This window comes from Paraburkholderia sp. RL17-373-BIF-A (genome assembly GCF_046030175.1).
Taxonomy (GTDB): Bacteria; Pseudomonadota; Gammaproteobacteria; order Burkholderiales; family Burkholderiaceae; genus Paraburkholderia.
Map to the genome: position 1 here is coordinate 72,752 of NZ_JARESO010000023.1, position 25,061 is coordinate 97,812.

General features: G+C 63.2%; 24 protein-coding genes and 1 tRNA gene. 16 read left to right on the forward strand and 9 right to left on the reverse strand.

Going from position 1 to position 25,061, the window contains the following annotated elements:
- Window positions 1-2: 2 nt before the first annotated feature.
- From P0D80_RS26500 to P0D80_RS26515, 4 genes are all read left to right on the forward strand, one after another.
- The gene (locus tag P0D80_RS26500; RefSeq protein ID WP_408287713.1) at window positions 3-1,550 is read left to right on the forward strand and encodes a sensor histidine kinase; all 1,548 of its coding nucleotides are present in this window, start codon (window positions 3-5) and stop codon (window positions 1,548-1,550) included.
- A 217-nt stretch (window positions 1,551-1,767) separates the two neighbouring features.
- Entirely contained in the window at window positions 1,768-3,426 is a 1,659-nt protein-coding gene (locus P0D80_RS26505; protein ID WP_132373210.1) for an MFS transporter, read from the forward strand.
- Between the two features lie 89 nt (window positions 3,427-3,515).
- Window positions 3,516-3,592, forward strand: a tRNA-Met gene (locus P0D80_RS26510).
- A 94-nt stretch (window positions 3,593-3,686) separates the two neighbouring features.
- Window positions 3,687-4,037: a hypothetical protein gene (locus P0D80_RS26515; protein WP_408287717.1), complete on the forward strand. Its 351-nt coding sequence runs from the start codon at window positions 3,687-3,689 to the stop codon at window positions 4,035-4,037.
- Window positions 4,038-4,100: 63 nt separating this feature from the next.
- Here P0D80_RS26515 and P0D80_RS26520 read toward each other — a convergent pair whose 3' ends face one another.
- Window positions 4,101-4,544, reverse strand: a complete 444-nt coding sequence (locus tag P0D80_RS26520) for a MarR family winged helix-turn-helix transcriptional regulator (RefSeq protein ID WP_132373206.1) — start codon at window positions 4,542-4,544, stop codon at window positions 4,101-4,103.
- A 136-nt stretch (window positions 4,545-4,680) separates the two neighbouring features.
- On the opposite strand from P0D80_RS26520, the gene P0D80_RS26525 reads away from it, so the two are divergent.
- Window positions 4,681-6,219, forward strand: a complete 1,539-nt coding sequence (locus P0D80_RS26525) for a DHA2 family efflux MFS transporter permease subunit (protein WP_132373204.1) — start codon at window positions 4,681-4,683, stop codon at window positions 6,217-6,219.
- 62 nt (window positions 6,220-6,281) lie between these two features.
- Here the strand turns inward: P0D80_RS26525 and P0D80_RS26530 are convergent, their stop codons facing one another.
- On the reverse strand, window positions 6,282-6,959 hold the full coding sequence (locus tag P0D80_RS26530; RefSeq protein ID WP_408287823.1) for a FadR/GntR family transcriptional regulator: 678 nt from the start codon (window positions 6,957-6,959) through the stop codon (window positions 6,282-6,284).
- 283 nt (window positions 6,960-7,242) lie between these two features.
- Here P0D80_RS26530 and dgoD point away from each other — a divergent pair, with 283 nt between their 5' ends.
- The 4 genes from dgoD (at window position 7,243) to P0D80_RS26550 (ending at window position 10,591) form a co-directional block, all read left to right on the forward strand.
- Window positions 7,243-8,391, forward strand: coding sequence for a galactonate dehydratase (gene dgoD, locus P0D80_RS26535; RefSeq protein WP_408287725.1), 1,149 nt, complete (start codon window positions 7,243-7,245; stop codon window positions 8,389-8,391).
- Window positions 8,392-8,562: 171 nt separating this feature from the next.
- On the forward strand, window positions 8,563-9,795 hold the full coding sequence (locus P0D80_RS26540) for an MFS transporter (RefSeq protein ID WP_408287826.1): 1,233 nt from the start codon (window positions 8,563-8,565) through the stop codon (window positions 9,793-9,795).
- A 250-nt stretch (window positions 9,796-10,045) separates the two neighbouring features.
- Window positions 10,046-10,348, forward strand: a complete 303-nt coding sequence (locus P0D80_RS26545; protein WP_408181813.1) for a hypothetical protein — start codon at window positions 10,046-10,048, stop codon at window positions 10,346-10,348.
- A gap of 33 nt (window positions 10,349-10,381) precedes the next feature.
- Window positions 10,382-10,591 (forward strand): YodC family protein, encoded by a 210-nt coding sequence (locus P0D80_RS26550; protein ID WP_408181811.1) that lies wholly within the window; start codon window positions 10,382-10,384, stop codon window positions 10,589-10,591.
- 197 nt (window positions 10,592-10,788) lie between these two features.
- On the opposite strand, the gene P0D80_RS26555 is transcribed toward P0D80_RS26550, so the two are convergent.
- Both P0D80_RS26555 and copC read right to left on the reverse strand, forming a co-directional pair.
- Window positions 10,789-11,718, reverse strand: coding sequence for a CopD family protein (locus P0D80_RS26555; protein WP_408181809.1), 930 nt, complete (start codon window positions 11,716-11,718; stop codon window positions 10,789-10,791).
- On the reverse strand, window positions 11,715-12,092 hold the full coding sequence (gene copC, locus P0D80_RS26560; RefSeq protein WP_408287829.1) for a copper homeostasis periplasmic binding protein CopC: 378 nt from the start codon (window positions 12,090-12,092) through the stop codon (window positions 11,715-11,717). Before copC ends, P0D80_RS26555 begins: the two co-directional genes overlap by 4 nt.
- Before the next feature lie 369 nt (window positions 12,093-12,461).
- On the opposite strand from copC, the gene P0D80_RS26565 reads away from it, so the two are divergent.
- The 4 genes from P0D80_RS26565 to P0D80_RS26580 all read left to right on the forward strand — a co-directional run bounded on the left by P0D80_RS26565 (window position 12,462) and on the right by P0D80_RS26580 (window position 17,032).
- Window positions 12,462-13,193, forward strand: coding sequence for a c-type cytochrome (locus P0D80_RS26565; RefSeq protein ID WP_408287730.1), 732 nt, complete (start codon window positions 12,462-12,464; stop codon window positions 13,191-13,193).
- A 21-nt stretch (window positions 13,194-13,214) separates the two neighbouring features.
- Window positions 13,215-14,513: a c-type cytochrome gene (locus tag P0D80_RS26570; RefSeq protein WP_132373192.1), complete on the forward strand. Its 1,299-nt coding sequence runs from the start codon at window positions 13,215-13,217 to the stop codon at window positions 14,511-14,513.
- A gap of 120 nt (window positions 14,514-14,633) precedes the next feature.
- The gene (trhA, locus tag P0D80_RS26575; RefSeq protein WP_093635539.1) at window positions 14,634-15,254 is read left to right on the forward strand and encodes a PAQR family membrane homeostasis protein TrhA; all 621 of its coding nucleotides are present in this window, start codon (window positions 14,634-14,636) and stop codon (window positions 15,252-15,254) included.
- A 212-nt stretch (window positions 15,255-15,466) separates the two neighbouring features.
- Window positions 15,467-17,032 (forward strand): DEAD/DEAH box helicase, encoded by a 1,566-nt coding sequence (locus P0D80_RS26580; RefSeq protein ID WP_132373190.1) that lies wholly within the window; start codon window positions 15,467-15,469, stop codon window positions 17,030-17,032.
- 46 nt (window positions 17,033-17,078) lie between these two features.
- Here the strand turns inward: P0D80_RS26580 and P0D80_RS26585 are convergent, their stop codons facing one another.
- The 4 genes from P0D80_RS26585 to ggt all read right to left on the reverse strand — a co-directional run bounded on the left by P0D80_RS26585 (window position 17,079) and on the right by ggt (window position 22,085).
- Window positions 17,079-17,603, reverse strand: a complete 525-nt coding sequence (locus P0D80_RS26585) for a hypothetical protein (protein WP_408287733.1) — start codon at window positions 17,601-17,603, stop codon at window positions 17,079-17,081.
- 102 nt (window positions 17,604-17,705) lie between these two features.
- Window positions 17,706-18,533 carry a ferritin-like domain-containing protein gene (locus P0D80_RS26590; protein ID WP_408287735.1) on the reverse strand — a complete coding sequence of 276 codons (828 nt, stop codon included), beginning with the start codon at window positions 18,531-18,533 and terminating at the stop codon, window positions 17,706-17,708.
- 348 nt (window positions 18,534-18,881) lie between these two features.
- Window positions 18,882-20,246, reverse strand: coding sequence for an MFS transporter (locus P0D80_RS26595; RefSeq protein WP_408287738.1), 1,365 nt, complete (start codon window positions 20,244-20,246; stop codon window positions 18,882-18,884).
- Between the two features lie 201 nt (window positions 20,247-20,447).
- The gene (ggt, locus tag P0D80_RS26600; RefSeq protein WP_408287740.1) at window positions 20,448-22,085 is read right to left on the reverse strand and encodes a gamma-glutamyltransferase; all 1,638 of its coding nucleotides are present in this window, start codon (window positions 22,083-22,085) and stop codon (window positions 20,448-20,450) included.
- A gap of 354 nt (window positions 22,086-22,439) precedes the next feature.
- On the opposite strand from ggt, the gene P0D80_RS26605 reads away from it, so the two are divergent.
- The 3 genes from P0D80_RS26605 (at window position 22,440) to P0D80_RS26615 (ending at window position 24,543) form a co-directional block, all read left to right on the forward strand.
- On the forward strand, window positions 22,440-23,219 hold the full coding sequence (locus tag P0D80_RS26605; protein ID WP_408181102.1) for a DeoR/GlpR family DNA-binding transcription regulator: 780 nt from the start codon (window positions 22,440-22,442) through the stop codon (window positions 23,217-23,219).
- A 308-nt stretch (window positions 23,220-23,527) separates the two neighbouring features.
- Window positions 23,528-23,725 (forward strand): hypothetical protein, encoded by a 198-nt coding sequence (locus P0D80_RS26610; protein ID WP_132373180.1) that lies wholly within the window; start codon window positions 23,528-23,530, stop codon window positions 23,723-23,725.
- A 188-nt stretch (window positions 23,726-23,913) separates the two neighbouring features.
- Complete coding sequence (locus P0D80_RS26615) at window positions 23,914-24,543, forward strand: TetR/AcrR family transcriptional regulator (RefSeq protein WP_408287743.1); 630 nt, start codon at window positions 23,914-23,916, stop codon at window positions 24,541-24,543.
- 76 nt (window positions 24,544-24,619) lie between these two features.
- Here P0D80_RS26615 and P0D80_RS26620 read toward each other — a convergent pair whose 3' ends face one another.
- Window positions 24,620-24,994 (reverse strand): hypothetical protein, encoded by a 375-nt coding sequence (locus tag P0D80_RS26620; RefSeq protein ID WP_408181104.1) that lies wholly within the window; start codon window positions 24,992-24,994, stop codon window positions 24,620-24,622.
- Window positions 24,995-25,061 lie beyond the last annotated feature (67 nt).

Genomic DNA, 25,061 nt, shown 5'->3' on the forward strand with positions numbered 1-25,061 from the left:
CCATGTCCGCGCGCGCAGACCGCGCTACGGCGCACGCGGCGGACCTCGACGAGGCGCGCGACGAGCGCTACGCCAATCCGTTCGCCCCGCCCGACGAAACCGAAGCTGCCGCCGAGGCGCGCCCGCGCTCGCTATTCGGCGAGATCCTCGACTGGATGCTGGCGCCGCTGCTGCTGCTTTGGCCGATGAGCCTCGCTGTCACGTATCTGGTCGCCAAGTCGATTGCAAACGGCCCGTTCGACCGCGCGCTGGAAACCGACGCGTACGTGCTCGCGCGCCAGATTCATCCGGTCAATGGCGTGGCGGAACTGACGCTGCCCGACTCCACGCGCGACTTTCTGCGCGCGGACAATGTGGACAGCGTGTTCTATCAGGTGCTCGGCACGCGCGGCGAACTGGTGGGCGGCGAGCGCGACATGCCGCTGCCGCATGAGGAAGACCGGCCGCAGCCGGGGCTCGTCGAATTTCGTGACGACGTGCTGCGCGGCAACGATATCCGCGTCGCCTATACGACCGTCGAGTTTCCGCAGACGCCCGGCGCGCAGCCTGTGCTGGTGCAGGTCGCCGAAACGCTCGACAAGCGCAGCCAGCTCGCCAACGACATCATCAAAGGCGTGATCCTGCCGCAGTTCGTGATCCTGCCGCTCGCGATCCTGCTGGTGTGGTTCGGGCTCTCGCGCGGCCTCGCGCCACTGCACGCGCTGCAGGCGCATATCCGCGCGCGCCGCCCGGACGACCTGTCGCCGCTCGAGGCACGCCGCGCGCCGCCGGAAATCGAGCCGCTCGTCACCTCGTTCAACGATCTGCTGACGCGCCTCGAACAGAACATGGAGCTGCAAAAGCGTTTTATCGCCGATGCCGCGCATCAGATGAAAACGCCGCTGGCCGGCCTGCGCACCCAGGCCGAACTGGCGCTGCGCCAGGACGCCTCCGCGGAAGTGCATCGCTCGCTGGAGCAGATCGCCACCAGCTCGGAGCAGGCCGCGCGGCTCGTCACGCAACTGCTGGCGCTGGCGCGCGCTGAGAATCGCATGTCGGGGCAGATTTTCACGCCGGTCGAGGTGACCGAAGTCGCGCGCCACGCCGTGCGCGATTGGGTTCAGGCCGCGCTCGCCAAGCAGATGGATCTGGGCTACGAAGCGCCCGAGGAGCCCGTCGAAGTGGACGGCAATCCGGTCATGTTGCGCGAAATGCTGTCGAATCTGATCGACAACGCCATCCGCTATACGCCGCCGGGCGGGCGCATCACCGTCAGGGTCAGGCATGACGCGCCGGCGCGGCTCGTGTATCTGGAAGTCGAGGATACCGGCCTCGGCATTCCGGTCGCCGAGCGTTCGCGGGTGATTGAGCGCTTCTACCGGATTCTCGGCCGTGAAGGCGACGGCAGCGGCCTCGGACTCGCGATCGTCCGCGAGATCGCGACCATGCACGGCGGCGAGCTGACGATCGACGACAACGTCTACCAAACCTCGCCGCGGCTTGCCGGCACGCTCGTACGCGTAAGCTTGCACGTGCACGAACGGGCCGGGACTTACCCTAACGTGACTTGAACGCGCAAATCTGCCATCTCGATATTGAGATTACTTGAGAGCAAATTAGCCGGTCTTGAGGCCAGATCGCCGCGTGTTGGCCAAAAACCTGCAACACACGCCAGGCTGCAATTTCACCCCGCCACGTCAGTACGCCGTAAGTTTCCACTCCAATAATCGGTTCCACGGGAACGCCGTTACCGGCGAACCGCGTGCATATCAATATTGGAGACGACATATGGCTACCGTTGGCGGGCAAATCTCGCACGTGCCGATGACGCGCGAAGAGAAGCGGGTGATCTTCGCATCGTCGCTGGGTACGGTTTTCGAGTGGTACGACTTCTATCTGGCCGGCTCGCTGGCGGCCTTCATCAGTAAGAGCTTCTTCTCCGGCGTCAATCCGACTGCCGCGTTCATCTTCACGCTGCTCAGCTTCGCGGCCGGCTTCGCGGTCCGGCCGTTCGGCGCGATCGTGTTCGGGCGCCTCGGCGATATGGTCGGGCGCAAGTACACGTTCCTCGTGACGATCGTGATCATGGGCCTGTCGACGTTCCTCGTCGGTTTTCTGCCGGGCTACGCGGCGATCGGCTTTGCTTCGCCGGTGATCTTCATCGCGATGCGCATGCTGCAAGGCCTCGCGCTCGGCGGCGAGTACGGCGGCGCCGCCACCTACGTGGCCGAACATGCGCCGCCGGGACGCCGCGGCTTCTACACGGCCTGGATCCAGACAACCGCCACGCTCGGCCTGTTCCTGTCGCTGCTGGTGATTCTCGGCGTGCGTACGGCAATGGGTGAAGACGCGTTCGGCGCCTGGGGCTGGCGCATTCCGTTCATCGCCTCGATCATCCTGCTGGGCGTGTCGGTGTGGATTCGTCTGCAACTGCATGAATCGCCGGTGTTCGAGCGCATCAAGGCCGAAGGCAAGACCTCCAAGGCGCCGCTGACCGAAGCCTTCGGCCAGTGGAAGAACCTGAAGATCGTGATTCTCGCGCTGATCGGCCTCACCGCCGGCCAGGCCGTGGTCTGGTACACGGGCCAGTTCTACACGCTGTTCTTCCTGACGCAGACGCTGAAGGTGGACGGCAGCAGCGCCAATATCATGATCGCGATCGCGCTCCTGATCGGCACGCCGTTCTTCCTGTTCTTCGGCTCGCTGTCGGATCGTATCGGCCGCAAGCCGATCATCATGGCCGGCCTGCTGATCGCCGCGTGCACGTACTTCCCGCTGTTCAAGGCGCTGGCGCACTACACCAACCCGGCGCTGGAAACCGCGACCGCGAAGGCACCGATCGTCGTGATCGCGAACCCGGACGAGTGCTCGTTCCAGTTCAACCCGGTCGGCACCTCGAAGTTCACGAGTTCCTGCGACATCGCCAAGAGCGCGCTCTCGAAGGCCGGCTTGAACTACGAGAACGTCGCCGCGCCGGCGGGCACGCTGGCGGAGATCAAGGTCGGCGATACGGTGATCAACACGTATGACGGCAAGGCCGCCGACGCCAAGGATCAAGGCAAAGCGTTCGACAAGACCCTCGCGACGACGCTGAAGACCGCGGGCTATTCGCCGAAGGCCGATCCCTCGCAGATCAACTGGCCAATGACCGTGGTGATCCTGACGATCATGATGATCTACGTGACGATGGTCTACGGACCGATCGCGGCGATGCTGGTGGAGATGTTCCCGACGCGCATCCGCTACACCTCGATGTCGCTGCCGTATCACATCGGCAATGGCTGGTTCGGCGGGTTCCTGCCGGCCACCGCCTTCGCGATCGTGGCGGCGAAGGGCAATATCTTTTCGGGACTGTGGTATCCGATCGTGATCGCGCTCATTACCTTCGTGATCGGCATGCTGTTCGTCCGGGAAACCAAAGACTCGGACATCTACGCGAAGGACTGAAACGTCTGATGACCGGAACAGCTTCTTGAAAAAGTTGTACGCCGGGGGTTGACAGCCTCCGGCGCCATCCGCATAATCTCGCTTCTTTCGGCGAATTAGCTCAGTTGGTTAGAGCGACGGAATCATAATCCGCAGGTCCGGGGTTCGAGTCCCTGATTCGCCACCAGTTGCAAGAAAAAGCCGCTGATCCGCAAGGTTCAGCGGCTTTTTTGTTTTGGCTTTCCGAACTGCAACTACAGCAACTTCAAGGAGGTTTCTTGATGACGTTCCGCACCGCCACGCTTGCCGTGGCCACCGCTTCCATCGCGTTTCTCAGCGGCACCGCCGCACTCGCCGCTCAGGCTCAGACACCGCCCGACAGCCAGTGGCGCGCGAGCGCGACCACGCTGTCCACGCTCTTGCAGGACGGCTACAAAATCGTCGCCGTCGTGAATAGCGCCCATGGCAGCGCGGGCCCGGCCGACACGATTTTCGTCCAGCGCGATCAGAGCGCCTTCAAATGTATCGACCCGCAGCAGCCCGACGCGAAAACGAGAACATCTGTCGCGCCGCCTGCATGTTTCGAGTTGGTGCCGCCGTCGGGAGCGTCGGGGACGCCCGAGTCGAAGTAGTCGCCACGCGGCGTGCGGAAGCGCGCCGTCAACGCCCCACTTAACCCAATCGCGCGCCGGCTATCACCGATCCACCAGCCGGCTCAGATTGCCCCGTACGCGTTGCAACAACGCGATCAACTGCTTCGCTTCCTCTTCGGTGAAGCCGTTCAGCGCTTCGAGCGCGACTTCGTCGCCGACTTTGCGCGCCTTGCCGAGCGTGCGCTCGGCCTTCGGCGTCATGTGCACCTGGCGCTCGCGGCGGTCCTGCGGATTGGCAGTCCGCTCTATCCAGCCGCCCTCTTCCATCCGGTCGAGCAGACGGCCCGCCGAAATCGGCGCGACTTCGAGCAGGTCCGCGAGCCGCGCCTGATTGGTGTCGCCGTAATGCGCGAGGTAGGCCAGCACGCGGCACTGCGCGCGCGTCAGATCGACTGAAGACTTCGCGAGGTCGTCGAAACGCTTGCCCGTCAGGCGACCGACGTCGGAAATCAGAAAGCCGAAGCGCTCATCGAGTTGGGTTTTCATGCGCGGATTATACGAAAGGCTTTCGTTTTTCAGGGTTGAAACGGGCGCAATTCACGCTCCGCATAATTCCCGATGGCAGACACGCGCGCAACCGATATACTAAGCATGCTTACTATATCGACGACCCCGCTCATTCATGTCTTCCGACAACCCGGCGGCCAGCGCCGCCGCGCCGCTCAACCGCCCGATGATCACCATCTCGATCATGCTGGCGACGTTGATCCAGACGCTCGACAGCACGATCGCCAACGTGGCCCTGCCGCATATGCAGGGCACGCTGTCCGCGTCGCAGGATGAGATCACGTGGGTGCTGACCTCGTACATCGTCGCCGCCGCGATCGCCACGCCGCTCACCGGCTGGCTGTCCGACCGGCTGAGCGTCAAGCGCCTGCTGATCTTCGCGATCGGTGGCTTCACGGTGTCGTCGGCGCTGTGCGGTTTGTCGGAGACGCTCACGCAAATCGTCGCGTCGCGTTTGCTGCAAGGGATTTTCGGCGCGTCGCTGGTGCCGCTGTCGCAATCCATCCTGCTCGACATCAACCCGCGCGAGAAGCAGGGCCAGGCCATGGCGGTATGGGGCATGGGCGTGATGGTCGGGCCGATTCTCGGGCCGACGCTCGGCGGCTGGCTCACCGACAGCTACAACTGGCGCTGGGTGTTTTTCATCAACGTGCCGATCGGCGCGTTCGCGCTGTTCGGCGTGGCGACCTTCCTGCCTTCGCGCGAGCCGAAACATGACGCGAAGTTCGACGCGTTCGGCTTCGCCACGCTTGGGCTGGCCATCGGCGCATTGCAGGCCATGCTCGATCGCGGCGAGCAACTCGACTGGTTCGGCTCGAACGAAATCGTCATCGAGGCGCTGCTTGCGGCCATCAGCTTCGCGTTTTTCCTCGTGCACACGGCCACCGTCGGCAAGAAATCGTTCTTCAAATACGAGTTGCTGAAGGACCCGAACTTCGCCACGGGGACGTTTTTCATCTTCGTGATCGGCGCGGTGATGTATGCGACGCGCGCGTTGCTTCCGCCTATGCTGCAGAACCTGATGAATTATCCGGTCGCGACCACCGGCCTCGTCACCGCGCCGAGCGGCGCGGGCACGATGGTCGCGATGCTGATCGCCGGGCGCCTGCTGAGGCGGATCGACGCGCGGCTCCTGCTGCTCGCGGGCTTCCTGATCTCGGCGTTCGCGCTGTGGCAGATGATGCATTACACGATCGTGCTGTCGGCATCGGACATCGTCTGGCCTGGGGTGATTCAGGGCTTCGGACTCGGTCTCGTGTTCGTGCCGCTGAGCGCGCTGACCTTCTCGACGCTCACGCCGGAACTGCGCGCGGACGGCACCGCGACATACAGCCTGATGCGCAATATCGGCAGCAGTATCGGGATTTCGATCGTGCAGACGCTGATGACGCGCAACACGCAAGTCTCGCATGCGGACCTCGCGGCGAATATCACGCCCTTCAATCCCGCTATCCAGCCGATGCTCAATAGCGGATCGAACTACGACATGGCCGCATTGAACGTGTCGATCACTCAGCAGGCGTCGATGATCGCCTATCTGAACGACTTCAAGCTGATGTTCATGGCGACGCTGCTGGTTATTCCGCTACTGCTGTTGATCCGCCCTGCACACAAGGCGGCGGATGCGTCCGTGGCGCACGCCGCGATGGATTGAAGCGCGACGGCTGACGCGGCGCTGAACCGGATCGTCGCCGGGCGCCGCCGCGACGCCCACGCCTAAGCCTCGATCCGCCCGCGCGTCACACCCAACAGCCCCGCCATCGCCGCACGCGCCGCAGCCGCGTCGCGATCGCGAATCGCTTCGAACACCGCCGTATGCTCGGCCAGCGACGCATTGAACACGTCCGCGCGTTTCGCGTTCAGACGCAGTTGCGCTTCGAGCGTGCGCTCGATCAGCGTGCCGAGCGGAATCAGCAATTCATTGCTGCACGCGGTCAGCACGCTCAAATGAAACTGCAGATCGGCACGCACCCATTCGTCGACATTGCGCGCCGCCACCATCGCCGCATGGGCCGCGGCGAGCGCGTAGAACGTGTCGTCCGTGTGCGAGGCGGCCGCCAGACCCGCGGCGTACGGCTCGATCATCTCGCGCATTTCCTGCAGCTTGAGCGCGAACGCCATCGGCTCGGCGACCCGCGAGTACCAGTCGAGCACGTCGACATCGAGCAGATTCCACGCGCGTTTCGGACGCACGCGCGTGCCCACGCGCGGACGCGATTCGATCAAGCCTTTCGAAGTCAGCGTACGCAACGCCTCGCGCAACACCGTGCGGCTCACGCCGAACGTCTCCATCAACTCCGCTTCGCGCGGCAAGATGGAATCGGGCGCATAGTCGCCGCGCAGAATCGCGGTCGCCAGCAAATGGGCGACACGCCCATGCAGATCGTGCTGAATAGCTTTCTCCTAGCGGCCTTGCGGCGCTATCGATATTGGAACCGAGGCCGGAACGAGCGCGATTATCCGGTATCTCAACCTGAGATCACTGCTTCGACAACGCCATGCCGAGACGCCGGTCTTGCCACTATATGGCCAATAGTACTATTAATAGTACTTAAACGCGCTTTGTTGTAGCATGTGAATCCCCGGAATATTTCGCAGAGGCCCAAGGCCGATGCTTTGCATGGGGCCGGAGTAAGCGCTAAAGCGCTAACTCCGGCCGACAAAGGAGACGTACGCCATGAAAATCACCAAGCTCGAAACCTTCATCGTTCCGCCGCGCTGGTGCTTCCTGAAAATCGAAACCGACGAAGGCATCGTCGGCTGGGGCGAGCCGGTGGTCGAAGGCCGTGCGCACACGGTGGCGGCCGCGGTGGAGGAGCTGTCCGACTATCTGATTGGCAAAGACCCGCTTCTGATCGAAGACCATTGGCAAGTGATGTATCGGTCGGGCTTCTATCGCGGCGGCCCGATCACGATGAGCGCGATCGCCGGTGTCGACCAGGCGCTGTGGGACATCAAGGGCAAGCATCATGGCGTGCCGGTTCATGCGCTGCTCGGCGGCCAGGTGCGCGACAAGATCAAGGTGTATTCGTGGATCGGCGGCGACCGTCCGAGCGACGTCGCCAACAACGCGTGCGCCGTGGTCGAGCGCGGCTTTAAGGCCGTGAAGATGAACGGCTCGGAAGAACTGCAGATCATCGACACCTTCGACAAAGTGCAAGGCGTTATCAACAACGTCGCGGCCGTGCGCGAGGCGGTCGGACCGAACATCGGCATTGGCGTGGACTTCCACGGCCGCGTGCACAAGCCGATGGCCAAGGTGCTGGCGAAAGAACTCGACCCGTACAAGCTGCTCTTCATCGAAGAGCCGGTGCTGTCGGAGAACGCCGAGGCGCTGCGCGACATCGTCAACCAGACCAACACGCCGATCGCGCTGGGCGAGCGCCTGTATTCGCGCTGGGACTTCAAGCACATTCTGTCGGGTGGTTACGTCGACATCATTCAGCCGGATGCGTCGCACGCGGGCGGCATTACCGAGTGCCGCAAGATCGCGTCGATGGCGGAAGCCTACGACGTCGCGCTCGCGCTGCATTGCCCGCTCGGCCCGATCGCGCTGGCCACCTGCCTGCAGATCGACGCGGTGAGCTACAACGCGTTCATCCAGGAACAGAGTCTCGGCATCCACTACAACCAGGGCAACGATCTGCTCGACTACATCAGGAATCCGGAAGTCTTCAAATACGAAGACGGCTTCGTGTCGATTCCGCAAGGTCCGGGCCTCGGCATCGAGGTCAACGAAGAGAAGGTGCGGGAGATGGCGAAGGTCGGCCATCGCTGGCGCAATCCGGTGTGGCGCCACGAGGACGGCAGCGTCGCCGAATGGTAATTGCGTGAAGGAACGCCGCCCATGGGCGGCGTTTTTGTTTTTGCGTCGACGTTCATGTTTGCGTGTTCCGCGGCCCGTGGCGCCGGCAGAAAAACCAACAAGAGGACAACCTGAGTGGAGACAACCCACATCCAGACGCAAGCGACGGCCAAGCGCCACCGCCTCCTTGCGATGCTGTTCATCACCGTCGTCATCACGTATCTGGACCGCAGCAATCTGTCGATCGCCGCCACCGCGATCGCGCAGGATCTGCAACTCGATTCGACCCAAATGGGACTGGTGTTTTCCGCGTTCGGCTGGTCATACGCACTGCTGCAAATTCCCGGCGGCATGCTGGTCGATCGCACGCGGCCGCGGCTTCTGCTGGCGCTGATCATCGGACTGTGGTCGCTGGCGACCATTCTGCAAGGATTCGCCAGCGCGTTCGCGATGCTGCTTTCGCTGCGCGTGCTGCTCGGGGCGCTGGAGGCGCCCGCCTATCCCACGCTGAACCGTATCGTCACGACCTGGTTTCCGGATAGCGAACGGGCTCGCGCGATTGCCAGCTATACGTCCGGCCAGTATGTCGGGCTCGCGTTTCTGACGCCGGCGCTGGTTCTCACGCAACAGCATTTCGGTTGGCAAGGCGTGTTCTTTCTGACCGGAGCGATCGGCGTGGCGTGGGCGCTGGTTTGGTACGCGCTGTACCGTGAACCGTCCGAGGCTAAGGACGTCAACGAAGCCGAACTCGAAACGATCCGTGCAGGCGGCGGACTCGTCGAACTCGGCGACACACGTCGTCCCCGCGCGCGCTACAGCGCCGCCGACTGGCGCGCGGTGCTCGGCAATCGCAAGCTGTGGGGCGTCTATATCGGGCAGATCGCGGTGACCTCGACGCTGTGGTTCTTCCTCACCTGGTTTCCCACCTACCTTGTCAAGTACCGGCACATGGACTTTCTGAAAGCCGGCTTCATGGCGGCCGTGCCGTTTCTCGCTGCCTTCGTGGGCATTCTGGGTTCGGGCCTGTTGTCGGACTGGATGATCCGGCGCGGCGTGTCGGCCACGCTCGCGCGCAAGGTGCCGATCGTGACGGGCCTGCTGCTGTCCACGGCGATCGTCGGCGCAAACTATGTCGAGTCGCCCGCGATGGTGATCCTCTTCATGGCGATCGCGTTCTTCGGCAGCGGTTTTTCGTCGATCACATGGGTGCTGGTGTCGTCGATGGCGAAGAAGGAACTGCTCGGCCTCACCGGCGGCATGTTCAACCTGATGGGCAACCTGTCGTCGATCTGCGTACCGGTGGTGATCGGCTTGATCGTCAGGAACAACGATTTCCGGCCCGCGCTGGTGTTCATGAGCTGCGTCGGCGTGGTCGGCGCACTGTCGTATCTGTTCCTCGTGGGCAAGATCGAACGGATTCGTTAAAGCGGCGTTATCCCGCGCTTCGCGGTGCGGCCCGCGCGTCACGGTGACGTGGCGCGCGGGCCGTCGCAGTAACGCAACATCCCGGACCAAATGGACCGAAACAGGCGTTTTCCAGGCTCTTCCCTGCTGCGTAGCATTCCTCGCAAAGCCTCATCCAGAAAGGCTTTCAAGCCGTTTGTTCGGCATCAGACAGACTCATGGCCCGCTCCTTGCTGAAATGCATTCAAACGACAAATGCATCGGGGAAAATATGGGCGAGTTCCTTCCAGACTATCTGCTCCGCGAACAAGCCGCCGTTGGTGCGTTGGTGGTGTTCGGCGTGCTGCGCATCCTCGGCGCGGCGCTCGCATTCGAACGCGGCTGGCGCATCTCGGTCGTCGAGAAATGCCTCATCGGCGCCGCGGTGGTGTACTGCCTGCCGCAACTGTTCGATCTCCTCACGCATATGTACGGCGCGCGCGCCGCGGGCGCCGAACTCGAAGGCAAAGCTGCGGGCTGCGCCATCGCGCTCTTTTGCGCGCCGATCCTCGGACACCGGCTCGGCCTCGAATAAGCGGAGGCTCACATGCGGCTGGCCGAGCGGCTCATGAGGCGGGCGCAACCCGCGTTTCGCGCGGGCGACGTCCTGAAACTCAAGTCAGGCGGCCGCCCGATGACCGTCATCTGGAGCGGGCCGGTGCTATTCGCGCCGGGCAACTGGCTGATCTGCCAGTGGTTCAGCGAAGCCGGCGAGTTGCAGCAGGAGATGTTTCCGGAGGAGACACTAGAGCGGGCGAGCCACGCACTCGCCGCCTGAAAAGAGTAGTAACGGATTGCTGGCCACCGCCAGGCGACCGTGTGTATTGCGCCGCACGCTTTTGCTGTGCGGCGCTTTTTTATGTGGTTGACGTGGCGGTTGCGGCACGTTGCAGAGCTGAACTCATGCCGACGCGGTTGCGGTTCAGTCGCCGTCGATCACGCAGCTCGCCTTGCGCATGACCTCGCGCCACGGCATCAACCGAGCGCCGCGAACGCCGGTACGCTATGCGACAACGCGGCCGCTGCGACGAACACGCCGATCATCGCCAGCGCTTCGAGATACAGCACGTTGACGAAGGTGTGAGCATCCATCGTCGAGGCCGTGCGGCGCAGGCGCGGCAGCGCCAAAAAGCGGTTGAGTCCGCCGAGCACGAGCGCGAGCGCGACCAGCGCAAGCTTCAGCGTCAGCACATGACCCCACGTGCTGAGTTCGATCGCCTCGAACGAGCCGCCCGAACCCCGTATCGCGTTGAAGATGCCGGAGAGCAGCACGAGCGCAACCGCCACCACCGACACGTTCGACACCTGAGTCGCCGTGCGGATCAACATGCCGCGCGCGGTCGAGGTGCCGAGCGCCGGCAGGACCGCGAGCCCCGCCGCCATCGCCAGACCGCCCCACACGCTGGTGACGAGCACATGCAGCGTTTGCATGGCGATCGCGGCCGAGGCCGGCCCGGCATCGGCGGCGTGACCCAGCGACGCCTTGCCCGCGGCGATCGCGATCACCGCGAGCCAAAGCAGCGCGTTGCGCAGCATGCCCGTATGACTGGCCATCGCTGTGCCGAGCAGCACGAGCGCGCCGGCAAACGCAAGGCTCCAACCGTAACCGACATGGGTTTGCGTCAGCACGGTCGGCACTACGCCAATGGCGGCCGGCAACGCGACACCGCTCATCGACGCCGCCTGATACAGCAGCCAGCCGAGATCCGCGAGTACCAGCACGACGGTGGCCGTCAGCATCGAGCGTTGCGCGCGCAACCACGCGGGACGCGCGGGCGAGATCTTCTGCTGGGCGTCCTTCGCGAGCCACGCGCCGAGCAACGCCGAACCGACGGCAAACGCAAACGCGACGTTCATGAGCGCGGCCATGGCGACCTGCCCGATCCAGAGTCCGTCGATGCTCATTTGACGATAAACGCAAAGTCGCCTTGGGTACGGTGGCCGTCCGTGGCTACCGCGATCCAGTGCACCGCATAGCGGCCGGCATTCAACGACGGCAGCGGCAGATGCATGACCTTCGCGTCATCCTTATCGACCTGCGACTCGGCCGGTGCGGCCGCCTTGCCGCTCGTGTCGGCAAGCGCGATCCTGCTGAAAGCCGGCTCGAGCGGCTCGGTGAAATGGATCGTCACTTCGGTGGGCGCGCTGACTTCGGCGTTGGCCGCCGGCTCGCTCGAGGTCAGATGCGCATGGGCGAAAACCGTGGACGTCGCAAGCAGCGCCGCGGCGCCGAGCATCGAGGCTCGCAACGCCGGACGGGAAAAATTAAGTAGCTTCATGTAGGGCCGATAGCGGATGATCAGGAAAACGGTGGGCGTCGGACCGGGCACAACGAGACCGGACAAAGCCCGGCGCGCCCGGAAGTGTACGCTTCGATGGTTCGCGCGGGCGTCGGTTCAACCTGGTTTATGGATAGATCGGCCGGGCCCGAGGCTTGCGCCGTTGATCGCGCAGACAAATTCGGGATAACAGGCGAGTCGCTCGAAGCTGTCGTCCGCGTCAAACTGTCGCATGGCTGTGACAGCCGGAACCTTCTCTAATGTGCCAAATAGTCACCATCACCCTTCGATGATAGAATGCTGCGTCGCCGCAGCGCCGGCTGCCCTTCACACCGAGCCGCTCGAAGTTCGGTCAGGTCCCCGATTTTGATGGAGTTACGCGTGTCTTCAAGACGCATTTTCCGCCCGTTGCTCGCCCTTCTGCTGATCGGCTCCGCGGGCGTTTATAGCGCTGCGAAAGCGCAGACTCAACCGAAGGCCCCCGATACGATGGAAGCGCGCGTGCAAGGCTGCACGGCCTGCCACGGCTCGCATGGCCAAGGTACCGACAACGACTACTTCCCGCGCCTGGCGGGCAAGCCGGCCGACTATCTCTACAACCAGCTGCAGAATTTCCGCGAAGGGCGCCGCAAATATCCGCCCATGAACTACCTCGTCACGTACCTCTCCGACGACTACCTTCATCAGATCGCCACGTACTTCTCGCAACAGCGTCCTCCGTATCCGCCGCCGGCCAAGCCGACGGTGTCGTCGAGCACGCTCGCGCGCGGCCAGCAGATCGTGCTGAACGGCGACGCCTCGAAGCAGATTCCGGCTTGCGCGGCTTGCCACGGCAAGAGTTTGACCGGTATGGAACCCGCTATCCCGGGTCTGGTCGGTCTGCACTCCGACTACATCAGCGCCCAGCTCGGCGCATGGCGCTCGGGCTCGCGTCATGCCATCGCGCCTGATTGCATGCACACCATCGCCACGCGCCTGACCGACGATGACGTGAACGCCGTCGCTTCATGGCTTTCCACGCAACAGGCTCCGCAAAACCCCGTGCCGGCTCCGGCCCGCTCGATGAAGACTCCGCTTGCCTGCGGCAGCGAACCGCAATAAGGCACCGGGAGAGACACTCAAATGAAACGCAAGTCTTTGTTCGCCCTCTCGGCAGTCGTCGTCGTTGCGGCCGCCGCACTCGTTCCCGTCCTGTGGTCGGGCGGCGACCATCTGCATAACGGCACGGCCATGGCGGCAACGCCCGCCGACCAGGCCGCGCTGATCAAGAAGGGCGAGTATCTCGCCCGCGCCGGCGACTGTATCGCCTGCCACACGGTGCGCGGCGGCAAGCAGTTCGCCGGCGGTCTGCCCATGGCCACGCCGTTCGGCACGATGTTCACGCCGAACATCACGCCTGACGACCAGTACGGTATCGGCAAGTGGACGCAGGACGACTTCTACCGCGCCATGCACACCGGCCGTTCGAAAGACGGCAGCCTGCTGTATCCGGGCTTCCCGTTCACCAGCTACACGAAGGTCACGCGCGCCGACTCGGACGCGATCTACGCGTACCTGCGTTCGGTCACGCCGGTCAACGTGGCGAGCCGTCCGCATGAACTGAAATTCCCGTTCAATCAGCGCAACATGCTGATCGGCTGGCGCACGCTGTTCTTCCGTGAAGGCGAGTACAAGCCGGATCCGACCAAGTCGGTCGAATGGAACCGCGGCGCGTACCTGATCGAAGGCCTCGGCCACTGCGGCATGTGCCACACGTCGATCAACGCCATGGGCGGCCCGGTGAGCTCGGCGGCGTTTGCCGGCGGCCTGATCCCGCTGCAGAACTGGTACGCACCGTCGCTCACGTCGAACAAGGAAGCCGGCCTCGGCGACTGGGAAACCAAAGACATCGCCGATCTGCTGAAGACCGGCGTGTCGAACCGCGGCGCGGTGTTCGGTCCGATGGCCGAAGTGGTTCACAACAGCCTGCAGTACATGTCGGACGCGGACATCAACGCGATGGCCACGTACCTGAAGACGATTCCGCAGAAGAGCGAAGCGCCTGAACCGCTGCAGCTCGAAACGTCGGAAAAGTTCGGCGGCGAACTGTTGAAGCAAGGTCAGAAGATCTACGCTGACAACTGTGCGAAGTGTCACGCGGAAAATGGCCTCGGCATGCCGCCGTCCTTCCCGCCGCTCGCGAACAACCAGTCGATTCAGATGCCGTCGGCGGTCAACCCGATCCGTATGGTGCTGAACGGCGGCTACCCGCCGAGCACGGATGGCAACCCGCATCCGTATGGCATGCCGCCGTTCGCGCAAGCGCTGTCGAATCAGGAAGTCGCGGCGGTTGTGACGTACATCCGTATGTCGTGGGGCAACCACGGTACGGCCGTGTCACCGCAGCAAGTGTCCGATCTGCGTTCGGCGCCGCTCGACTAAGCAGCGTTCGTAGCATCCGGGGCGCGGCCTGCGAAATTCGCGGCCGCGCCCTTCGCTTTTTCAGGACCGGTATCATGGGGCATGATTAAGCCTTATGAAATCGCGCAGGAGAGAAGAATCGTGCATGTCGGGGAGCGTTTCAACAGCATTACCCACCTCGTCGGCGCCGTGCTGTCGGTGGCGGGTCTTGCAACGCTCGTGACGATGGGCGCGCTCGACGGTGACGCGTACAAGGTGGTCAGCTTCAGCGTGTACGGTGCGATGCTGTTCGTGCTGTATGCTATCTCGACGCTTTACCACAGCGTGCGCAATCCGCGCGTGAAAGCGGTTCTGCAGAAATGCGACCATTCGGCGATTTACCTGCTGATCGCCGGCAGCTACACCCCGTTCACGCTCGTCACATTGCGCGGACCGTGGGGCTGGTCGCTATTCGGCGTAAGCTGGGGGCTTGCCGCTCTCGGCATCGTGCAGGAATTGACGCTGGGGCGACGCACCCGCAGCGTTTCGATGGTGCTGTATGTCTTGATGGGATGGCTCGCGCTCGTTGCCGTCCGCCCGCTGGTACAAGCCTTACCGGCAGCGGGTACCGCCTGGCTCGTGGCCGGCGGAGTCATCTACAGCGCCGGCATCTACTTCTTCATCAACGACGAGCGCATCCGGCACGGACATGGTATCTGGCACCTGTTCGTACTGGCGGGCAGTCTGTGTCAATTCGTCAGTGTCGCGCGCTACGTCGCGTGACACCCCACGGCGGCGAAATGCAACTTAAGGCCAGTCAACGTGTCTGCATAGCGCGTTGAAGCATTCGGCACGCGTTTCCCGCGTGCCGCCGATTTCTCTGCGAACGGAACTGGGCTTCGGCCTCGAACACGCCAAGCGGGTGTGTTCATGCGGCATTTATGCCTGCCGGGCCCATGTGTGCCGTTCGCAAAACTGCATTGCAAAGATCTTTTATGTCTTTTGATTCCCTCGGCTTGTCCGAACCGTTGGTCCGCGCTGTACACGAACTCGGCTACACCACTCCGACTCCGATCCAGACGCAAGCGATTCCCGCCGTGCTCAACGGCGGCGACCTGCTGGCCGGCGCGCAAACCGGCACCGGCAAGACCGCCGGCTTCACGTTGCCGATCCTGCAACGTCTGAACTCCATGCCCGCCGTTGCAACCGGCTCGGGCAAGCGCGCGGTGCGCGCGCTGATCCTCACGCCCACGCGTGAACTGGCCGCGCAGGTCGAAGAAAGCGTGCGAGCCTACGGCAAGTATCTGAAGCTGAAGTCGACCGTGATGTTCGGCGGCGTCGGCATCAATCCGCAGATCGGCGCACTGCGCAGCGGCGTGGATATCGTCGTCGCGACGCCGGGCCGTTTGCTCGATCACATGCAGCAGAAGACCATCGACCTGTCGCATCTCGAGATTCTCGTGCTCGACGAAGCCGATCGCATGCTCGACATGGGCTTCATCCACGACATCAAGCGCGTGCTGGCGAAGCTGCCGCCGAAGCGCCAGAACCTGCTGTTCTCGGCCACCTTCTCCGACGAGATCAAGACGCTCGCCGACAATCTGCTCGACTCGCCGGCGCTGATCGAAGTCGCGCGCCGCAATACGACAGCGGAAACGGTCGCGCAGAAGATTCACCCGGTGGATCGCGACAAGAAGCGCGAACTGCTCACGCATCTGATCAAGCAACACAACTGGTTCCAGGTGCTGGTGTTCACGCGCACCAAGCACGGCGCCAACCGTCTTGCCGAACAACTGACCAAGGACGGCATCAACTCCCTGGCGATTCACGGCAACAAGAGCCAGTCGGCCCGTACGCGCGCGCTCGCCGAATTCAAGGACGGCACGCTGCAGGTACTGGTCGCGACCGACATCGCCGCGCGTGGCATCGATATCGATCAACTGCCGCACGTGGTCAACTACGATCTGCCGAACGTGCCTGAAGACTACGTACACCGCATCGGCCGCACGGGCCGCGCGGGCGCGACGGGCGAAGCGATCTCGCTGGTGTGCGTCGACGAACTGCAATTGCTGAAGGACATCGAGAAGCTGATCAAGCGTCCGGTGCCGCAGGAAGTGATCGCCGGTTTCGAACCGGACCCGACCGCAAAGCCGGAACCGATTCTGCGTCGCGGCCAGGGTGGCGGCGGCGGTGGTGGTGGTCGTTCGCCGCGTCAGGGTCAAGGCGCACCGAAGCGTGACGACGGTCGGCGTGACGGCGCGGGTTCCGCGAAACCGGCGCAGCGCTCAGGTCAACGCCCCACAAACGGTCAACAGCAGCCGAAGCCGCAAGGCGCGAAGCCGGCCGGCAACGGCGGCCAGCCGCGTCGTGACGGTCAGCGTCACGACGACCGGCCGCGCGCCGTCGCGCACGAAGGCAGCGCCGCGCAGCACGCACCGCGCAAGCCGCAGGGCGCGAAACCGCAAGGCGGCAATCCGGGTGCGTTGTTGGGCGGCGCGAAGCCGCGCAACGACGCGCCGCGCGGTGGCCATCCCACGCGCAGCGGCCAGCGCGGCCGCTAAGCGTCGAAACCGCACGCTTGTTCGCCGTAGTCCTTGCGTTTGAGGACTACCGGCCGGCACCGGCTGCGGCTTGCTTCAGGTGCTCGATCTGCTGTTCCCATCGGTCGAGCACCGCCTCTCCCTCCTCTTCCAGCTCGAACGTAATGCCGCTCGTCAGGCGCGCATAACGGACGCTTTGCGCGTCCGCCGTGTCGATCGAACCATGCAGATAGACGAGCCCACTGGCGTCGCCAGCGACGCTCGCTAGCGGCGTCATGAGCAACTGCACCTGATAGAACGCCTCGTCGCAAACAAAGGTGAGCGCTGCGCGGCCGCTCTGCGCGATGGCGCGCGTCGCCCTGGCTTGCGGCCACAACGCGATGCACAGCGTGCGCGAATCGGGCGCATACAACTCGCCGACGCCGAGCAGCGACGTGCGCACATGGCCATTCGAATCGACGCTCAGCAGCGACGCGGTGAAACCCGTCTTGCTGGCGAGCGACGAACCGTCGAACAACGCGCGCACGGCATCGGGCCATTCATCGAACACGTTCTGTTCGAGCGGACGTTCGGGTGCGGGGGAATCGCTCATGATGTCGATCCGGTGAGAAGTGAGCCAGCCTGCATCATGCCTTGAAAAGCAAATGGCCCGCATGAGCGGGCCATTTGCAACACCAGGCATTTCGCCAGGCGATCAGCGAAAGAACACGTGCTGCGTGATCTTGGCAAGCGGGTAATGCACGCCTGGCTGAATCCGCGCGGGCAGATCGAGCGGCTTGAGCAGCATCTTCACACACATGTCGGCCGACAGATTGCGCCGCACCAGCGCATTGATCCGCGCCGCGCGCTCGCGGTTATAAGTTGAGTCGTGCACACGCTCCGGATAACGAGTCGCGAAGACGTGGCGCAAGGCAATCTCCGAGTCTTCGTTCTTGATCTCCATGACGCGGCGCATCAGCGCACCCAGCACCGCAAGCCGGCCGTTGCCTTCGATCTTGTTGTACTTCTTGAAGTACTTGAAAAAGTGTTTGTAGTGACGCACTTCGTCGGTGCGGATGTTGTCGGTGATCTGCTTGAGGACCGGCTCGTCCGAGCATTCACCGATCGCGCGATACAAGGTCGCCGTGCCGGTTTCCACCACGCAGCGCGCGACCATCTCGAGCGCGCGGGTCTTTTCGAAGTCCTCCACTGAACAGGTCAGCGAATACTCTTCCATGAAATTACGAAAGGCCGTGGCCCAGTCGAATTCGGGCCACACGTAAGCGATATACGTCTTGAGCGCGCGGCCATGCTGCAATTCTTCCGGCTCCCACTCTTGGTTGAGCCAGGCCGAGACTTCAGGATCGCCGTTGAAAAACGTGCTGAGATTGCTGGTGTACAGATCGGAGCCACTTTCGATAAACGAGGACGCGCACAGCAGCAGCAGCAAATCTTCGTTGGCGACGGCCTTTTGCCGATCAATGCGGGTGAGGTCGATGTCCTCGATCCGCCAGGGCATGACATGGTTCAGCTCTGTGTGCATCGTGTCTTGCTCCGAAAGCTGTATCGACTCGCGGAGCATGCTCGAAACCGCCCGCTCTCGGCCGGGCCGGTCCGCCGTGTCTGATACAGCGCCTTGAATTAGAGTTAACCCCTTGTATCTTGCATCTTAGTCGGTGTTTCGCAACTCTGCAGATAACCCAGCACAGACCATGCCGAGCCGCCGCAGTTCCAATTGCGGGATAGTCCAAACATTCGGTCGGACAAAGGCGCGGTGCGCGAGGCACAAAAAAAGCCAGCTCGAAGAGCTGGCTCGATTCTGTGACGATGCCCCGTCAAGCAGGTTTGGCGGGCACGGCGGCGCTTCGATCAAGCGGCGCGAGGCTCGCGATCAGGCGATCTGAACGCCTTGCATCAGTGGTACGCGACGCATGCGCCAGGCAACGACTACGAGCGAGAGGCCCGACAGCACCGCGGCGATTAACACGTAGTAACTTGGCGCAAGTTTGTCGCCGGTCAAATGAATGAACGTCTCGACGATCGTGGGCGCGAAGCCGCCGAAAATCGTCACGCCGATGCTGTAACCGATTGAAAGGCCCGTCGAGCGCACCTGCGTCGGAAAGATCTCGGACATCAATGCAGGCATCGGGCCGGAATACGCCGCCTTGAAAATGCCCGCCGTGCCCTGCAACAACAGCAACCAGCCGATAGTCGGATGAGACTGCAGCAACGCGAACATCGGATAGATCAGCGTCCCCATCAGAATCGACGTGGTTAGCATGATGCGAATCCGGCCGATGCGATCGGACAACGCGCCCATCACCGGCGAGAGCAGGAATTGCAGGCCGCCGTTGAGCACCACCACGCCGAACGATGCCGCTGCCGGCATGTGCAACTGCTTGACGGCGTACATCGGCATGTAGAGCTGCAGCACATACACGCCCACCGTGGATTGCGCGACGATGCCCACCGCGAGCAGCAAATTGACCCACTGGCTGGCGAACGACGCGTCCTTGTTTTCGCTCACCGTCGAGCGAGCCCCGGCCGCTTCGCGCGCCTCGCGCAGCGCGAGGAACTCCGGCGTCTCGTCGAGATGCGAGCGGATGTAATAGCCCACCGGACCGACCAGCAAACCGAACACGAACGGAAGGCGCCAGCCCCAGTCATTCAGTTGCGCGGGCGGCAGCCACGCCGTCAGCAGCGAGCCAAACGCGGCTGCGGTGATCGCGGCGAGCCCCTGGCTCGCGAACTGCCAACTGGCGTAGTAGCCGCGGCGCGACGCGCTATGCTCGACCATGAAGGCGGTCGCGCTGCCGAACTCGCCGCCCACCGCGAAGCCTTGCACGAGCCGCGCGAGCAGAATCAGGATCGGTGCGGCGATACCAATCGACGCATACGGCGGCATCACCGCCATCGTGAAGGTGCCGACCATCATCAGCGCGATGGCGAACGTCAGCGCCGCCTTGCGGCCTTTGCGGTCGCCGTAAATGCCCAGCACAACCGCACCCAGCGGCCGCATCAGGAACGAAATGCCGAAAGTGGCGATGGCGAGCAGCGTGGAGAGCCACTCGTCCTGCATCGGGAAAAACTGTTTGGCGATGATGGTCGCGAAGTAGCCGTAGACCAGGAAGTCGAACCACTCGAGCGCATTGCCGACCGACGACGAAAACACGATCCGCCGCACCATCGCTTTGGAAAGCGGCGCGGGCGCGGAATGAGGGGAAGCTGTCGCCGAGGGCGACGCGTGGGTCTGCATGATGTCTCCTGCTCTGTCTGATGCTCGATGCCTGCTGCCTGGCGTGCGGGAAGCGCCGCCGGCAACCGGTGTATTTGATTCGCGCGATGCCTTTGCGAGGGCAGTCGAGAAAGCGCGCCGAGTGCGATGGCCGCTGTATCGCCTCCGCACGCGGCGAAGCGCCGCCTCAGGCGGCACGGCGCGTCGCGCGTGGATGCTTTCCTAGAACCCCGCAGCCAACCCGTCACGGCGGCTGTCGCTGGCCGCCACATAGCCGCGCTCCGGATCGTTGCGATCGAGCTTCCAGATGTACTGGCCGGAGCCGAAGTCCATGTACGGATCGTCGACCGATTTGATCGTATGGCCGAGCTTCTGCAAGGCCTCGGCGGTCTTCGGATCGAGCGTCGATTCGATGTCGATCGTGAAGTCGCGATTGACCTTCCAGCGCGGTGCGTCGCACGCGGCCTGCGGTTGCTGACCGTAGTCGAGCATCCGCACGATGGATTGCAGATGGCCTTGTGGCTGCATGTCGCCGCCCATCACGCCGAAGCTCATCACCGCTTCCTGCTGGCCGTTCACCTGCTGCGTGAGGAACGACGGGATGATCGTGTGGAACGGTCGCTTGCCGCCTTCCACCGCGTTCGGCGATTTCGGGTCCATCGAGAAACCGCAGCCGCGGTTCTGCATGGCGATGCCGCTATCCGGCACCACGATGCCCGAGCCGAAGCCCATGTAGTTCGACTGGATGAAGCTGACCATCATGCCGCGCTCGTCCGCCACCGACATGTAGATGGTGCCGCCGGCCTTCGGCATGCCGAAATCGAACTGCGTGGCGCGCTTGTGATCGATCAGTTTGGCGCGCGAGGTGAGGTACGCGTCGTCGAGCATCTGCTCGGGCGTGACGTCCATGGAACGCGGATCGGCGACGTAGCGGTAGACGTCGGCGAAGGCCAGCTTCATGGCCTCGATCTGCAAGTGCTGCGATTCGACGTTGTCGACCGCCAGTTCCTTCACATCGAATTTTTCGAGGATGCCCAGTGCGATCAGCGCCGCGATGCCCTGCCCGTTCGGCGGAATCTCGTGTACGGTGTAGCCGCGATAGTCCTTGCCGATCGGCTCGACCCAATCCGCGCGGTAGTTACGCAGATCGTCGGCGGTCAGCGCGCCGCCACCTTCGCGGGCGAACGCGGCGATCTGCTCGGCGATCTCGCCTTCGTAATACGCGCGCGGGCCCTGCTCGGCGAGCTTGCGCAGCGTCTTCGCGTGGCCGGGGAAGCGCACCAGTTCGCTCACTTCCGGCGCGCGGCCGCGCGGCATGAAGGTTTGCGCGAAGCCCGGCAGGTCCTTCAGTTCAGGCACGGCGGCCGCCCACTTATAGGCGACGATGCTCGCCACCGCATGGCCGCGCTCGGCGATTTCGATGGCCGGCTCCATCAGGTCGGCGAACGGCAGCGTGCCGAACTTCTGATGCAGCGCTTCCCAGCCGGCGATCACGCCGGGCACAGTCACCGCGTCCCAGCCGCGCTTGGGCTGCTTCGCGAGTCCGTTTTCCTCGCCATATTTGCGCTTGAAGTAGTCGACGTTCCACGCCGCCGGCGACACGCCCGAAGCGTTCAGGCCATGCAGCTTCTTACCGTCCCACACCAGCGCGAACGCGTCGCCGCCCAGCCCGCACGATACCGGCTCGACCACCGTGATGGCGGCTGCTGCCGCGATCGCCGCATCGACGGCATTGCCGCCTTTCCACAGCATGCGCAGTCCAGCTTGCGCGGCGAGCGGATGCGAAGTCGAAACGATGTTGCGCGCGAATACAGGCAGACGCGGCGTCGGGTAAGGGTTTTGCCAGTTGAAGCCAGTCATGTCGAACACTCTCGAAAGCGCGGCCCGGCTTGTGGAAAACGCCGGAAACCATTGGAAAACAGATCGAACGCGGGGATGAGACGGGGTGAAGCGCGAATCAACCGCGGAACCTTGGATTGCATCGTGATCCGGCTCAAAAAACAAATTCATTTATCAAATGAATAAATGCGTAATCTGCCTGAATAGATCGACGCGCGGTCGTCTCGTATCCTATGCATGTCGCACGAGTTGGCAGACAAGGCGCGCGATGGTCTTACAATACGCTCACCCCCGTTCACGCTTCACTCGCTTACCGGCTCAGCTTGGCGGGCCGGCGGCGGGCAACGCAGACAAGAAACCCACGAACCGAGACACATGACCCGAGACCCCCGCCTGACTCTCAATGCCCGGCAACAGGAACTGCTGGAGTGGGTGCAACGCGACGGCTTCGTGACCGTGGACGACCTCGCGGCCCACTTCGACGTGACGCCGCAGACGATCCGCCGCGACGTCAACTGGCTCGCCGACATGAACCTGCTGCGCCGCTATCACGGCGGCGCGAGTCTGCCGACCAGCTCCGAAAACGTCTCCTATACGGCGCGTCAGCGCATGTTCCATGACGAGAAGCGGCGTATCGCGGCGCTAGTGGCCACTCACATTCCCGATCAGGCCTCGCTCTTCATCAACCTCGGCACCACCACCGAAGAAGTGGCTCGCGCGCTCAATCGGCACCGCGGCTTGCGCGTGATCACCAACAATCTGAACGTCGCGAGCATGATGAGCGGCTATCCGGATTGCGAGGTGCTGGTGACGGGCGGCATCGTGCGGCCGTGGGACAAAGGGATCGTCGGCGAACTGGCGATCGATTTCATCCGGCAGTTCAAGGTCGACTTCGCGATCATCGGCACGTCGAGCATCGAAACGGACGGCACGCTGCGCGATTTCGACACGCGCGAAGTGCGTGTGGCCGAGGCGATCATCCAGCATGCGCGCACCGTTTTTCTCGCCGCCGACAACTCGAAATTCGGCCGCCCGGCGCTGGTTCGCCAAGGCCATCTCGATCAGATCGACGCCTTGTTCACCGACGTCGCGCCGCCCGCCGAAATGATTGAGACGCTCGCAGCCGCCAACTGCCAGGTGTATATCGCCGACTGACGCCAGGCGTTCTCCGCCATGCTGCAGCGCACGCAAAACTTCGAGTGAAATCAAGGATCTGGCCGCGACTCCCAACCGCCGGTGAGGCGCCGAATTGTCAAAGGGAGAATTTACTGGGGCGGATTTGGTGTTTAACGTGCGGTTGACTACACTCCAGGTTCCCCGGCGTACGTTCCGCATTCTGCGTAACGCCGGTACGTGAAGCTGTCGTGTGAATCCGTACCTCCCGCCTGATCCTTTGCGGACCTCACTGGCATGAGCCAGTCGCCGGCAAGGCCGTCCGCGTTTGCTTGACATGGAGAGAAACGATGCTGAGTCCGCATGAATTCGCCACGTTATTACTCGTCAAGGACGCTCCCAATCAAGTCGACATGGAGCGAGAAGAACTCGACGCCCTTCTTGAACGCCAGTTGGTTCAACTCGAACGGCTCGCGTCGGGCAACGAACAATGGCGCGTGACTGAAAGCGGCGATAACGCATTGCGGGCCATCAAGCGTCTTTCCTAGTTGTGCTGGTTTCATCGCGTCTTGCGGCCGGACGGCGCAGTTGGCGTCCGGCGCTGTGACGGCGCGTGCTCTTGCTGCTTTGAAATCTTTCTCTTCGTGAAAAAAGCAGGACGCCACCCGGCGTCCGCTTTATTGTGCCCAAATCATTTACACAGTAAATTGACGCGACGGACTTTTTGCCCTCGCGCATGCCCAAAACCCTCTCTCCCGACGATATCCAGCAATTCCGCGAGGCCATGCGGCGCGTGGCCGAGAACGCGTTCGCCACACGCGGCGGCGAGGGCGTGACGATGCGTGAACTGGCGAGAGAACTGGGTTGCAGCGCCATGACGCCCTATCGCTACTTCCGCGATAAGGACGAGATTCTCGCGATGGTGCGCGCCGCGGCGTTCAATCGCTTCGCGGCGCGCCTTGAAGCGGCCGCGAAGACCGCCACCGAAACGGATCACTCCGTGGTGAGCGAAGCGTACGTAGCGTTCGCGCTCGACGAACCGCACGCCTATCGGTTGATGTTCGATCTGGCTCAACAGGCAAGCGACTACCCGGAACTCGCCACCGCCTCGCAGCGCGCGTGGCGCATGCTCGGCACGCACTTCGAACGGCTGGTCGAAGCGGGCATTCTGGAAGGCGATCCGCAACTCATCGGCTACGCGTATTGGGCGAGTCTTCATGGCTTCACCATGCTGGCGCTGGCCAATCAGTTGCCATTGCCACAGGCGCAGCAACCTGCCGGCGCCGACAATACGCCGACGCGCGAAGCCGTGTTCGCGCAGATTCGCCGCATGTTGTGGCGCGGTGCGCAGCCGCAGCGCGGCTAGCGCTTACTGCGCGCGAAGCGGACCGGTTCAACGAAAAGCGACAAGCGAATTGAACGACGGCGCTCGCGCTTAGGCCTCAACCATTGCGCAAAGTCGGATCGACGGCCGCGCGCCAACTCAATGCCTTGGCGCGCTGGTCGGTAAAGAACGTCACCCACTGGTTACGCAGTTGCGGATCGGTGCTCGCGCCCTGGCTCGCGTAACGCTGCGCGATCGACGTCTGGAACGCGCAGAAATCGTCCTTCGACAGCTTGCCGCCCCGGTTCGCCACGTACGCGTCGAACATCGCCGCGTAGACGCCTTGCGCGTCGTTGCCGTAGTCGACCGGCTGGGCACTGCACATCTGCTGCAACGACACGAACGACGGCGCGCCCCTCGTTCCGCTCAGGCTCGGCGAACTGACACACCCCGCGAGAAGCGTAGCCGCGCCGATCATCAAAAGTCCACGCATGAATTCACCTCGAAATGGCTGCTCCCAAGAGTATCGTCCGTGGCCGCGCGTTGCGCCACTACCCGGA